19 protein-coding genes are annotated in these 12,918 nt (G+C 34.8%); all 19 read right to left on the minus strand.

All coding sequences use genetic code 11. The features are described 5' to 3' along the window. Positions 1–83 precede the first annotated feature (83 nt). On the minus strand, positions 84–476 hold the full coding sequence (locus H560_RS0115550) for a hypothetical protein (RefSeq protein WP_027380883.1): 393 nt from the start codon (positions 474–476) through the stop codon (positions 84–86). Positions 477–494: 18 nt separating this feature from the next. Next, positions 495–797 carry a hypothetical protein gene (locus H560_RS0115555; RefSeq protein ID WP_027380884.1) on the minus strand — a complete coding sequence of 101 codons (303 nt, stop codon included), beginning with the start codon at positions 795–797 and terminating at the stop codon, positions 495–497. A 6-nt stretch (positions 798–803) separates the two neighbouring features. Next, the gene (locus H560_RS0115560) at positions 804–1,220 is read right to left on the minus strand and encodes an ASCH domain-containing protein (protein WP_027380885.1); all 417 of its coding nucleotides are present in this window, start codon (positions 1,218–1,220) and stop codon (positions 804–806) included. 3 nt (positions 1,221–1,223) lie between these two features. Next, positions 1,224–1,436, minus strand: coding sequence for a hypothetical protein (locus H560_RS0115565; RefSeq protein WP_027380886.1), 213 nt, complete (start codon positions 1,434–1,436; stop codon positions 1,224–1,226). Between the two features lie 22 nt (positions 1,437–1,458). Then, the gene (locus tag H560_RS21810) at positions 1,459–2,382 is read right to left on the minus strand and encodes a phosphoadenosine phosphosulfate reductase domain-containing protein (RefSeq protein ID WP_051289358.1); all 924 of its coding nucleotides are present in this window, start codon (positions 2,380–2,382) and stop codon (positions 1,459–1,461) included. After that, entirely contained in the window at positions 2,382–3,713 is a 1,332-nt protein-coding gene (locus H560_RS0115575) for a PcfJ domain-containing protein (protein WP_027380887.1), read from the minus strand. Before H560_RS0115575 ends, H560_RS21810 begins: the two co-directional genes overlap by 1 nt. Before the next feature lie 2 nt (positions 3,714–3,715). After that, positions 3,716–4,144, minus strand: coding sequence for a Cas9 inhibitor AcrIIA9 family protein (locus H560_RS22515; RefSeq protein WP_051289359.1), 429 nt, complete (start codon positions 4,142–4,144; stop codon positions 3,716–3,718). Positions 4,145–4,158: 14 nt separating this feature from the next. After that, positions 4,159–6,675 (minus strand): DEAD/DEAH box helicase family protein, encoded by a 2,517-nt coding sequence (locus tag H560_RS21820; protein ID WP_051289360.1) that lies wholly within the window; start codon positions 6,673–6,675, stop codon positions 4,159–4,161. Between the two features lie 9 nt (positions 6,676–6,684). Continuing rightward, positions 6,685–7,134 (minus strand): RusA family crossover junction endodeoxyribonuclease, encoded by a 450-nt coding sequence (locus tag H560_RS0115590; protein WP_027380888.1) that lies wholly within the window; start codon positions 7,132–7,134, stop codon positions 6,685–6,687. An 86-nt stretch (positions 7,135–7,220) separates the two neighbouring features. Next, a complete protein-coding gene (locus H560_RS0115595) occupies positions 7,221–7,652 on the minus strand; it encodes a hypothetical protein (RefSeq protein ID WP_139326099.1) in 432 nt (143 codons plus the stop codon). Beyond that, positions 7,630–8,724: a P-loop NTPase family protein gene (locus H560_RS21825; RefSeq protein WP_076390697.1), complete on the minus strand. Its 1,095-nt coding sequence runs from the start codon at positions 8,722–8,724 to the stop codon at positions 7,630–7,632. Before H560_RS21825 ends, H560_RS0115595 begins: the two co-directional genes overlap by 23 nt. Then, positions 8,712–9,446, minus strand: coding sequence for a hypothetical protein (locus tag H560_RS22520; RefSeq protein ID WP_076390698.1), 735 nt, complete (start codon positions 9,444–9,446; stop codon positions 8,712–8,714). The genes H560_RS21825 and H560_RS22520 overlap by 13 nt, the downstream gene beginning before the upstream one ends. A gap of 13 nt (positions 9,447–9,459) precedes the next feature. Next, entirely contained in the window at positions 9,460–10,671 is a 1,212-nt protein-coding gene (locus tag H560_RS0115610; RefSeq protein ID WP_081413992.1) for a DEAD/DEAH box helicase, read from the minus strand. Position 10,672: 1 nt separating this feature from the next. Continuing rightward, complete coding sequence (locus H560_RS0115615; RefSeq protein WP_027380891.1) at positions 10,673–10,972, minus strand: hypothetical protein; 300 nt, start codon at positions 10,970–10,972, stop codon at positions 10,673–10,675. A gap of 1 nt (position 10,973) precedes the next feature. Next, entirely contained in the window at positions 10,974–11,573 is a 600-nt protein-coding gene (locus H560_RS0115620; RefSeq protein ID WP_027380892.1) for a hypothetical protein, read from the minus strand. 6 nt (positions 11,574–11,579) lie between these two features. Then, the gene (locus H560_RS21835; protein WP_027380893.1) at positions 11,580–11,873 is read right to left on the minus strand and encodes a nucleoside triphosphate pyrophosphohydrolase family protein; all 294 of its coding nucleotides are present in this window, start codon (positions 11,871–11,873) and stop codon (positions 11,580–11,582) included. After that, a complete protein-coding gene (locus tag H560_RS21840) occupies positions 11,860–12,315 on the minus strand; it encodes an HNH endonuclease (RefSeq protein WP_034753003.1) in 456 nt (151 codons plus the stop codon). Before H560_RS21840 ends, H560_RS21835 begins: the two co-directional genes overlap by 14 nt. Continuing rightward, complete coding sequence (locus H560_RS23010; RefSeq protein WP_155845030.1) at positions 12,316–12,483, minus strand: hypothetical protein; 168 nt, start codon at positions 12,481–12,483, stop codon at positions 12,316–12,318. Continuing rightward, the gene (locus H560_RS0115640) at positions 12,480–12,917 is read right to left on the minus strand and encodes a hypothetical protein (RefSeq protein ID WP_027380894.1); all 438 of its coding nucleotides are present in this window, start codon (positions 12,915–12,917) and stop codon (positions 12,480–12,482) included. Before H560_RS0115640 ends, H560_RS23010 begins: the two co-directional genes overlap by 4 nt. Position 12,918 lies beyond the last annotated feature (1 nt).

Raw genomic sequence — 12,918 nt, forward strand, 5'->3', positions numbered from 1 at the left:
TATCAACAATTATTACACAAATATACAAAAAAAGTATTCTATTAGAATACTTTAGGATTTTGAAATTTTGCTTTTATTATTGTTTAGAACAGTGGAAGTTTAGGTTTTTCTACAGTTTTATAATGTGTATACTTTTTAGGAATTGGTTTAAAAGCTTCATGCAGGAACGCTATCTTTTTACCTTTGAAATCGCAAACCCAAACATCATTTTCAGGCATCCTATTTTTTTCGGTAATTAAATACCACCCATTATTATTTTTTAAGTCCTCAAGAGCTTTTCCTAAACCTAATGGTCTAACAGGAACTAAATCATTTCTCGTAGTTCTAAATGAGAATATTTCATAACCATGCAGGAAAGTTTCATTTCCGTGATCATAGAAATTAGAAAATCCATCACTATCTATACCATAATCGCTACGGTTGATTCTTTCAAAATCTTCTCCGTAAAATTGTTTTATCAAGTCTGATTCTGTCATGTTGTTTGTTTTAGTTTGTTAATCCAAAATATTTGGAGCATTATTTTTAATTTCATAAATTATACTTTCGCAATTCATAATTAAATTACCTCTGGTCTCTTGTAATTTCTCATCATATGGTAGATTTTGAATCAAATCTATCGCATCGGTTAATAGCTCTGTCATTTCATCCTCACGATCGGGAACTTCTTCGACCCATTCGGGTTCTGGAAAATCTGTTCGTGCTACATGCTTATTTTTAAGCATTATAGGATGCATTTGAATATATTCTTTACCAGGTATTAAATCTTTGTATTTTACTTTGATAAATTTTGTTTTCATATATTTTTATTTTTCAAATTCCCAAAAAGATAATTTTCCTTTTACATTAAAAATTGGCTTATCGTAAAACACTGCGTTTGCCAAAACCCAGTTATAAATTGGTTTCGGTTTTACATTTAAAATTACAGATAATTGAAAATCAGATTCGCTTATTTTCTCCGCCCAAATACTCTCATGATTGATTACGCAATCGATAACATCAACCTCGCCGATGATTGCGGAGTATAAATCCCATTGACGACAATCACTGATTCCAACTAATTTTCTTTGCTGCGAATTAAGATCATTCCAGCTTGCAGGTTTAGATGATGCATGAATATATATCCGGCCACGGAAATTTGTTTTCCAAGTTCTGTTTTCGATATCCTTAATTCCATTAGCTATGAGTGATGCCCAAGGCTGTTTAATTGATAAGGCTTTCATATTTTAAGGTTTTAGTATTAACAGTAAAAATTCATCGTCGTTTTTCATGAGTTCAATTTTTTCCTTATCCGGAACTTTTGAAGCAGCTATATCTATGATTTTGTAAACTTTTTTAGCTTGACAATCGGTAATTTTCATTAACAATGTGAAAACATAATCGTTTTTGATTGCCAGTACGTCTCCATATTGAGACAATTCGATGGTTAATTCTTCCATATTATTTTAATTTAAAATTGTTTTAATTATCGATCCCACACTGGGAAAATACTTCACAGCTTTCCTCATCATCAAAGAATGATAATTGTAAATCCTCTGAGGAACTGTCATCTTTGATTTTCTTTTTTAATTGTTCTGCCCTTTTTCTGATATCTTCAACTGTGGAATTTTCTCTGAAAATTTTGATTGGTAATTCCGGTAGTGGCTTTCCTTCTTTTTTCAGTTTTCTTTTTTTACTTTCCGGAATGTAGTAGCCATATTTATTCTGAAGGTATTCGGCAAATTCAAACTTCCAAGGATCATCGATCATTATTTGAGCTTGTTTATCTAAGTTTCGTTTGTAGCAATCACAGCAATTGCCTTCCCATCCTTTTAGATTTAATCTGAACGGTTGCTGAGCAAACCAAAAATTAACATGCTTTTTTGTAAATGGTTTCCAAGATACAAGCGGATATTTTAAATTATACTCGCTTTTTCCTGAACTCATACGATCAAACTCATCAACTCGGATCCCGATGAAAGTGTCGTAATCTTTCTTTTTAAATCCGATACTTTTCATGTAAGAATGAATCGGTCTCTCTTTCAATTCTCTGGTTGAAAACTTTGAAGAAATGTTCGGTAAACCATATTTTTTCACCATCATTTCGTAAGGAGTATTGTCTCTTAGTTTCCAGTCCTGATTGCGTGTAGCAGTTTCAAAAGTAACGATCCTGTGAGTTGTTCCTTTTCTTTGATTTAAATGAATTTCGGCTTCAACCCAAATAATTTCACAACCGAAGTGCTCTCCAATTTTTCTGACAAATTCAAGGGTTTCATCATTCTCTCTACCAGTATTGGCGAAAATAACAGTGAAATCATATTCGTCACTTTTATTCTGCAGCAACCACCAAAGCATGAAAGCTGAGGATTCACCACCAGAAAATGATATAAGTCCTTTTTTCTTCATTATGCGCTGATTAATTGTTTTCTTTTAGGATTTCTTTTATTTATTATCTGCTTAATTTTTGGAACATTTTTAAGTATTAAGTCTTCGATCTTTTTACTGTGTTTGCTTTTTTTATGCTTTAAGCCATGACTTTGACGAATTATAAATGTTCTTAAATCAAATTCAATAGTTTCTATTTTTACACCCTCATATCTTGCTGAAAATATGAGACTGTTTTTTTTATTATAATAGCTATTGGCATAAACGCAATGGTGAAACAATTTTCCCTCTTCGTAAAACTCCTGTACATTCTGTAATGGTCGAACGCTTAATTTTCCTGAAGTAAATTCAAGTCCTAAAAATTTTCCTTTTTCTCTTTGGTATTGCGGTTGTGCAGTATCAATTCTTTTTTTATCACTAATTCCGGTAACTTCCAGTTCTTTCTTAATTTTCAGATTGATATAATAATCATGAGCTTTTACAAAATCTTCCGGACAAACGTAATATTTGTTATGAAGATCTTTATCTAAAAAAGCTAAGGCTTCAATGTAATCCCTATATGATTCCGTATGCTCTTTTTTTATTTTGTACTTATTTCTAAAACATATTCTGAGCGCTGGCCAGTACTCTTCAATGTCTTCATTCGTCCATTGCTCAATGATATTGATATAGCCTAATTTCAACAATGTTTCTGTTTTAGGGCATTTCTCCAGCTTATTTATTAAAGTTGAAAATTGGATATCTTCTAATCGTTTTGCAGTAATTCCTCTCTTTAGAAGATCAGAACGGAATTTTGATTCTGGCAGAAAAAACCAAGGAAAAGGATCATAATTTTTATTCGTATAGTAAGTAATACTAAATCCAACTTTACGAATTTCTAATGAGCCACAATATCCCCCAGTATATCCGCTTTCTATCATAGAATTGATAACAACCTTCTTACTATTTCCATCATACCAACGTTGATTAATTTCCCAGCAAACAATATCTTTTGGCTCTCCTTTTCTGTATCTCACTCTGGTGTAAAAACATCTGGTCACTTGAAAATCGTAAATTCCTTCTTTTATTACAGAAGCCAATGCAAATATTCTTAACTCTGTATGATCTTTTATTTGCCTTGTATTTTTTACTTTTAGTTTTGATTGACAGGTAGGGCAGGTTACTTTTTCATTGGAAATAAGTTTCATATCTACATTTGAACCACATTCCAGACAAAATGCTTTATGTTTTGTTGCATAGCATAATTTAGGATATAGTCGATCAACGGCATAAGAAATCTGTTCTGCTGTTAATCTTGGTAGTTTATTTTCTAACTCCTTTACGGCTATTTCTATTTTGGTTTTTGGTTTCATAACTAAGACATTAATTCAAAAAGTGATAACTGAGTTCCATCGGCAGGTTTTTCTTCCTTTTTAGGTTTTTTAGGTTTAGCTTCCTGTTTGGGATTTGCTGCAACATTTGCACGCTCTGGAGTTTTTCGTGGCGGATTATTTTTGTTAATCTCAGCAACTTGCTCTGCGGTTCCACCAACAACGACATGTCCAGATACCTTGGCAATTTTTTTCAAATCTTTGGTCAAATAATATGTTTTAGCCAATGTAAATACCTCATCATTTGTCATGGCATGAACTCCTAATTTTTTTACCTCTCCCATGATGTATGCGCAGCAGTCTGTAAGATTTTTATCTTTATTCTGAACTGCTGTGGCCAATTCTGGATCGTTATTGATTTCAGCATCTAAATACGTTTTAATAGCTGTTTCAAATGGATTACTTGCTTTCATATAGTGGTTTTATGTTAAAATTCTAAGTGTTCTATTGAATCAAAAAATTCAGTGATATCGTTTATATAGCTGAGATCAATTCTTCGGAAATCTTTATAGTTTCCACGATGATAACCGTCCTGAATTCTTATGATCTTACACCAGACTTTTGTGCCGGCTCTCTCAAATGTGCATCCAGGTAAAATGATCTCTCCAGTCAATTTGTATTTACTATTTCTGTTGTAAAAGAAATCGTCAAGTCTTTTCTGCATTGCTGGACCATTCGGTACAATTGCTAAAATTTCACCGCCCCAATATTCTAAATGCTTACAGGCTTTTATGATGTGTTCCATTGCTGTTTTTCCGGAAGCTCCAAAAGGAGGATTCATTGCGATCTTATTGAACTTATTACTGATGTGATAATTTTCAAATGCAATATTGTGAACCTTCCCTGTAGCATTTATTGATAACTCAGAAGCCAGATAATGGCTCGGCTCAATAAAATGATTATTTGTATTTCCCGGGAAAAATCTTCCGATCGCTCCATGTCCGGCAGACGGCTCCAGTAAATTTTCATTTGCTTCTGGATTCAACCACTCAACCATCTTCATTCCCAGCGGTTCCGGAGTAGCAAAATAATCGACACCTTCTCTGGCTTTATTGGATGAGGTTTTCTTACCACGTGCGAAATAGAATGTTTTAGCCTTATCAAATTCCGATATCGTGAATAAAAATCTGTCAGCTTCTTTTCCTCCTGTTCCCTGATTTGTATTTGGCTCGTCGGTGTGGGCGTTTTTATATCCTTCTTTGAATGCCGTTTCCAGATCACGGGCGAGATTTCCCATCGCAAGATTTTCAGCCGTTTTTGATCTCTGCGCAATCTTAGTCGCAAATGCATATCTTTCCGTAGTGGTTTGGATCGTAGCATACTCGTAAATCGCATTACTTCTTAAACCTTCTCTGTATATCCTGCCTTCGGTTTGGATCGCCTGAGTAGGAGCTGTAGGAAGTCCTAAGTTGATTAATACTCTTTGGTGTTTTCCTGACCTATCGTGAAGTGAAATCCCTTCCTGTCCTGCCTTGATTTGAACAATAATTAAATTGGTGTCCGAATCGTCCTCGTTAAACTCATCTATGTATCTGCTGCGGAGTTTTTTATTAATAGTTCCGTTGAACTCTTTCGCCTCCGGAAAATATCTTTTTAAAGTTTCCCTAACATTGATCAGATCATTAAGGTTTAAATTCCAAAAGTGAGAGTATTCGTCTCTGAAGTTTGAAATTTCAATATCAAGTTCAGGGTTGTAATCTTCATCTTTATCCAGGAACTCGTCACTGTGAAACTGAAAAGGGTGAGAGGGTAGAGAATTATTGTAATTGTGAAAAACAACTACCTTTCTTCCCATTTTCAAATGCTGATAAATTCTTTTCGGGATCTCTCTGGCTTTTATACATTCCAACAGCTGGGTAATGTACAGGTGATTATGTTTTTTATGAATTCTGTCACTAAGGATCGGATATTTATCACAGAACGTCTGATCCCAGAACAGCTCAAATCCCGATTCAATTTCTTTTCCGATCTCAGAATCCAGCGTAATAAATTCACGCGAATAATCATAATCTAAATTAATCTGTCGGGTAGACATTACACCGAGCTCTCTCTGTCTCTCGAAAAAATTTCTCTCCATCAGGTTTTGATCGACACCACTTTCCGGAATGGTGCATTTGTTGTACCTCATCCGATATCCGAAATTCTCAACCATGAATTTGCTCCAGCCTGTCGGCACATTATATCCATCTTCATAGCTTGGATCTTCTATCGTTTCATTGATCTCAAACAAACAACCGTCTGCATATTTTATTGATTTATGGTAGGCGAAAGGAGTTGCTGAAAGAAAAACAACTTTTGTTCTATCAACTATTTCAGTAACAATTTTCTTGAAAAGCTCTTTGTTGAAAACTTCTCTACCATATTCATCTGTAGAGTAGAGAGCAGATGATTTTCTGATTTTGGTTTTTACAACAGATGGAACTTTTACAATTTCCTGATGCTGCATATAGTACGAAGTGGAAATCCCCTGTGCGTTTTGGTTCAAATAATGGCTTTCATCATAAATAACCAAATCAAATTCTCTAGTTAACAGCGCCTGATTCTGGTAGAAATTTGCATAGGTTGTCACACTTATTTCAAATCCGGGATCGTGAACTCCGGAAAGATGATGAACGTTTAAATCAAAGACCTCAGCTTCTTTTTTCCAGTCAGTACATTTTTTTTCGGTAGGAACAATTATTAAAATATTTCTTTTGTCCTGAGCAAAGAATCGTTTCGCAATACCAAGGCCAACAAAAGTTTTTCCTGTTCCGGTTCCGTTGGTGAATAAATATCCTTTACCAATTTTAAACCTGTTTTCTGCGAAACTTATATCTTCTGCCTGTGTATCGAAAAGAAAAGGCATCATGTTTTTAATATTTCCAGGATCACCCAGAATTATTGAAGAAACATTTTGTGTCGCCTCAAAATCAAATGATAATTGTGTGTACTTACCTTCAAACATCGTTTTTTTTTAATTGAGAGTTTCAAACTCTATCTCTATTCTTGGGACTAATCCGTAGATTTTTTCAACATTGGAAATTTTACATATCTGAGAATCATTCAGAAAAACAATTCCCTGCAGCGCATCAAATAATGGCTTATTTAGGTTGTCTGTCAGATCAGGCTTTACATCTTTGTAGAAAACTTTGCCTTGCTCCAGTTCCTTCAGCTTATATTTCGGCCAGTTTTTTTGTGGAGCAAAAACATAAAGAAGTTTTTTCACATGGATTGCTCCGGAATAAGGTGCAAAACCTGCTGGAAGTTGTGATTTTACATCGTAAGCAATATTTTTTTCATTTCGCTTAACCTCAGCAGTTTGGTAATGCTGAACGTAGACCTTATTGTTTTTTGTTCTCGCTACTCTTGATCTTACCGACTGTTTTGGCTGTGGAGTTCCTAAGATTTTTAATTTCAGATTCATTTACTTCAATTTTGTAGTTATTGTAATTACTTTTTTCTCGTCTGTTTTGGACGTAAAGCTCTTGGAAAGGCTTTAGCCAGTGTGGTTTATTGTTTTTCATTTCTTAATCTTTCTATTTCTGCTCTGAGTTTGTGATTTTCTGCTCTTAACTGGAAGGATTCATAGCTCCGTCTGTTTTTTAACTCATACACATTCTCCATAATACACATGATGTAGTTAATGTCATGACTTATCTCTTTAAAGTCTTTGTACCAGTCTTTTTTCTGATTTTCAAACATGGCCAATACTTCTTTTTCGTTGGCTTCATTAGATCCAGGAATTAAATTTCCTCTGGCTTTCAACATTGCTTTTTCGTCACTTTTACCGAGAAAATATTCGATCCTGCCTATTGCTTTCATCAGCTTATTTCTGACCATTAATTGAGTTTCTCTATCATCCTGAGTGTGAACTCTATCGTCCCATCCCTGACAAAACTGTCGAAAAGCTTCAACTGCTTCAGAATGGGAAATCGTCTTCATCGTCGTCTTCTGTTTGTGTTGGTTGTACTGGTCCATTTCCAAATGCCTGTTCTGGTGTAAATCTTAAATTGTGTATATTCAAATTACTTACTGGACTACGGTCATAAAACTTTGTACAGTTGGCGAATGCGAACTTTGTCGTTTCATTTTCTACATAATACTCGTAATATCTCCGGCTTTTCCAGTCGAAGTAAATGTCATAAATGCCCCATTTTGCAATTCCTTCTGGCTTAACTTTGAGAATGTGAACATTCGTCTGATTCTCTTTGATGATTGGTCCTTTTTCAGGATCATTATTCGGTTCCGGACGATGAACTAAAACCTGCAGCATAGCCTTCCTGTTATTGTTCTTTCCCCCATAGAATTCATCCGCCAGTGCTAATAATTTTTTTCTCTTACCTGTTTTATGATCTAAAGTTTTCTGAGTTTCCGCCACATGATTGACTATAATGTCATATCGATTGTTTTCTTCAGCTTCCAGATTAATGCGGTTAAGACATCTTAAAACCTCATTAGCTTTTGGTTCAAAGTCTTCAATATCGTAGATCGGATCAATCACCAGACTATCGAATTTAATTCCGTAATGCTGCTCAGCTTTAGCCAATTCCTTGTAAATATTTTCAAGGGATTGATAAGCGGAATTTTTTCGATCCTGTTTGAAAACATAAAGCTTATCCAGAAGAAAGTGCTCCGCCTCATCGGCTTCTGCATCTGTCATTGCATAAGGATTCTTTGATCCATCAGGTTTAATTTTAGAATATGGCTTACCTTGGTATAGTCCACAGAAATGAGAAAAAACTTTCTCGACATCTCCGCTCTCTGTGGTAAAAATTGCAACCTTGAAATTGTATTTCTCGATAAGCTGCATAACCAATTCATTTGTAAATTGAGATTTACCATGATTGGGTTCACCTCCGATCAGAATTGTAGTTTTTCTGGATCCCATCAAATACTTACCCTCATCGAATTTATTCCAGGTTGTAAATCCAAAGTGTATCGGATCAAGCTCTCCGTTTTCACGGATGAATCTCATTCTTTGCTGAGTTCTGCCTAATAAATCTACGAAGCCCATGGTCCAAGAATTTCTGGTTGTAAATTATCGGCTTTTGTCACTGTTTGAGTTTTTACTCCGAATTTTCCTTCATTTCTTTTCCAAGTACCCAACCTGCCTTTTGTACTCCAAGTTTTTTCCAGTTGAAATTTCATTACTCCGGAAGCGCTTGGCTCAATCCAGTAATCGTAAAAATCTCTTACGGTTTGTTTACCGAATTCTTTTACAAAAGGTTTTAAGGAATTATAAAATTCTATTTGTGTTAATTGCTTAAATGATTTTTCAGATTCGGAATTACCAACTTCCTGTTTTTCTTTTGGAGGAACTTTAGTGGGTGGATTTTCTTTTTTACTTTCTTTATTATTTTTAGTTTTGTTTAGTTTATCTTTAGTAGACACTAAGCTCGACACATCCTCGACATGAACCTCAGCACTAACCTCTGCATAATCCTCTACATTTTTTGCATAGGTTTTTAAAGAATATTGAGCGGAAGCACTTCCGGATTTCGTTTTAAAGTCTATTAAGCCTGCTTGCTTCAATCTATTTCTCGCTGAATTAAGAGTACGAACATCTGTCAAGCCGATACTTGATAAAACCTTCTGATTGTTATGATCGAAGGATTCTCTCCAAGAACACAGATTGTTTACTTTCAATAGGTAGAAGTAAAGAGCAATCTCGGTTGATCGGAATGAATACACTTCATTCATAGTCCAGAAATTGTTTATTAGCTTTAAGTAGTTCATTTTTTAATTTCAGTTATTTTTGAAATGGTACATTCGTGAGCTGTCTTCCGTTATTGGATATAAAAAATAATCCTGTTGGGGTTTGCTCTATTTTCATGGTTTCAATCTTTCCGAAGAATTTTACATTTCCTCCCAGATCCACAACCCATGCGCTTTTTTTTGTTGGAGCTATTCTCATTACTCGCCCTACAATCTGATAATAAAGAGCTAATGACATGGTACTTCGGGCAATCAGTACACACTCCAGTTCCGGATAATCGAAACCTGTGGTAAGAACTCCCACATTTACAACACATCTTATTTTTCCTGATTTGAATTGAGTAAGAATTTTTTCCCGCTCATCTTTTTTTGTTGATCCGGTAAGAAGTACGGCTCCGGGAATTCTTCTGGTTACATTCTCAGCCTCTTCAATAAGAGAGCAGAATATTAACAGATTTGGTCTTTTTGCTAACAGTCTATGTGCGTATTGCACAATCTTAGAAGGCATATCAATAACCTTGTAATATCTTCTCAAAGATTGTTCTGTAAAGTCTGTTCCTGTACTGTTTAGCTGAAGCATTTTTCTGTCGACAACATCAAAGGAGAAATATTCAAGTTTGGCCAGGTAACCATTATCGAAAAGCTCACTATTTTGGATATAATAAAGAACCTCATCAAATACTTTTGGCTTTGTTCTGGTCAGGAACTTCAATTGAGCACCTTCCATTGTGTTATGCAACCTGTAAGGAGTTGCTGTAAGTCCTAATACTTTTGCCTTCGGAAAAGCTGAAATAAATTCCTCATACATTCCTCCCTTTGGATTTACTAAGTGGCATTCATCAATGATAATGTGTTCCAGTCCCTCAAAAAGATGCTTTTTATTAATGATGCTGCCGATTGTACAGAAAGTAATATTATCTACTTTTTTTTGTCCTGCAGAAGCAGAATAAATGGAAGCCTTAAAACCTTGACTGATATACTTTGCGAAATTCTGTTCCAGGATTTCCTTAGAAGGCTGTAGGATCACCGTCTTTCCGGTCAAAGGAGCAAGCATATTTGCTATGACCACAGATTTACCTGCTCCGGTTGTAAGGATAAGAAGAACATTCTTTTTTGAGTTTCCCTGAAAATATTTTATGCCAGCTTCAACCGCTTCTTTTTGATATGGCCTCAATGTGAACTTTGGCTTTTCAGCGATTGTAAATAAATTTGGCGCGTTTTCTTTAACGATTTCAGCTATTGACATTTTAAACTATTTGTTTTATTGAGTTGTAAGATTTTTTGATTTCTTGAATGTTTTCTTCGAAATATTTATCAAAGGAATCTTTGCCCCCGAAAATCTCATCTAATCTTTCTGAAATTTGACCTGATGGATTTAACCAACTATCTTCTTTACATTCAATAGGTGAATAAATTGCAATCAAATGTGCAGAAGATTGAAAATGGACACACATTGCAGCATAAGCTGTAAGTTTGTTTTTTGCCTGTAATGAATATTTTGAAGACATTGCTCCATATTCGTATTGTATTAAAGTTTCTTTAGACATACTAATCTATTTTTGCATTTTCAAAATCTTCATCACCATCATCTTCTGAAGGAAATTCCATTGACAGCTGCTCGTATTGCGGAGCCGTTTTTCCGTTCATGTAAGCTTCGACTTGCTCTATCACAATTTTCAAGTAATTATTAAGTTCTTCTATGTAGAGATAATTACTATTGTCAAGCTTTATTTTTGGAGTAGTAAATCCAATTACTCCGTAGGTAACAGTTTTGGATCCGGTAAGAATTACAGATCTGTTTTCATCACTTCCAGTAATTTTAAAAGCTGTAACACCATAATTTTCTAAACTCTCATGAGCTTCAAGTTCTGAAAGAGGAGTTTGATTATTGGACCAGTGGAAGAGTCCATCAATATGAGCCAGAAAAACATCTAACTTTTTAAAAGCTTCTAACATATCATCGTGTACGATATGAACTCCTTTTCGGGACAATTCATCACCTTTCATAAGGCCGACTAATAACTCATAAGAGTACGTTAGGAAGTGATCTTTTAGCGATGCAGATTTGATTTCAATCTGCTTTTCTTCTTGGTTTGCGAAATCAACTAATTTTTCAAGCTGATCAGAGTTAACTTCAATTACTTTCATAAATATTTATTTTGCTTCAAAATCATTTAATTCAACACGCTTTTCTAAGCGGTTAACTTTTTTAGCGATCATTTCCTCAACTTTTAATCCCAAAAGGGGATTAATCATTTCCATTTGTTCAATCATGATCTTCACATCAGCTACTTCTTCCACAAGGTTTTTGAAACTTTCCTCATTATTATTTCTGATATGTTTGCGAACTGCTAAAGCCAATTCTGTGGCTTCTTCCTGTGCCATCTCATATTGAGCTCTTACGCCCCACTTTTCGATAGCTTTTAAATAAATTTCATGTCTTGCCATACTGTTCTTTAATTTTTATTATTTTATCTATTAATGGTAGGTTTGAAAGTTCATTATTGCATTTTTCATGCATGAGAACCATATTCGGAAGAGCATTTCTTCCACCTCTGGAAAGAGCTAATAAATGTTCCAGCGTAATGTCGTCGCCAAGTTTTTTATTACAGAAGAAACACAGATCACCGTCACGTTCTAAAATCTGGGCTTTTTCCTTTTTGTAGCTCGACTTTCTTCCGACATTTGGAGGATAGCCATCCCATTTTTTATTTTCTTTAAAAAACCGGATTGCTCTCGCTGTATATTTATTTGATGTTTTACCACTTTTGTAAACTATTCCTATGATTCTGCCTTTAAATTTTAGGGCTTCATATTCGTTGGTAGTTGGTAGAATGTCGCAACCACCTTGCTCTAACCATTTTCTGAATTTTTGTATATCTAAATCCATCTAATCAAGGTCTTTAATATTGCATGGAAATCGGTAACCATTTTCTCTCTCACAGATCACCGCATTTCCGCTAATCCCGATGATCTTTATTTTTTCACCTTTTTTGGCCCAGAAGCTCTTGGCGAATTTTGCATCTTTGTTGAGAGTTTTTATGTCACCTTCTTTCACATTTCAATTTTTAATTGTTCGTTTGGTTCAGGAAGGACGATGTTGAAAAAGTCCTTTGCGAATTGTCTAATTTTTTGTTTGAATTCGAACTCCCATTCGTAAGTATTGAGCTTTGTAGATGATTGAGGAACTCTCACAAAAAGTCCAGTATCTTCATTTATCTTTTCTTCGTAGTTGCAGTTCATCTTAATAAGATCATGGACATCTTCAGCTGACATTATCTCTCCCCATGTATCAAGTACACCTCTCTGCAGAATAGGAATCCATACTTTCCAGTAAAAACTATTTTGTCCGTTGGAACGTTTTTTATATTTCCTTTTAAATATGAGAGTGATTTCTTTGCCTTCGAATTGTTGTACCGCCTTCTTTATGAAATCATTATTCTGCCGGAACTTTCCATCACGAATGAGAGTTTCGATTTCAATAGATTTCATA

The organism is Chryseobacterium daeguense DSM 19388, from assembly GCF_000430825.1.
In the GTDB taxonomy this organism is placed as follows: domain Bacteria; phylum Bacteroidota; class Bacteroidia; order Flavobacteriales; family Weeksellaceae; genus Chryseobacterium; species Chryseobacterium daeguense.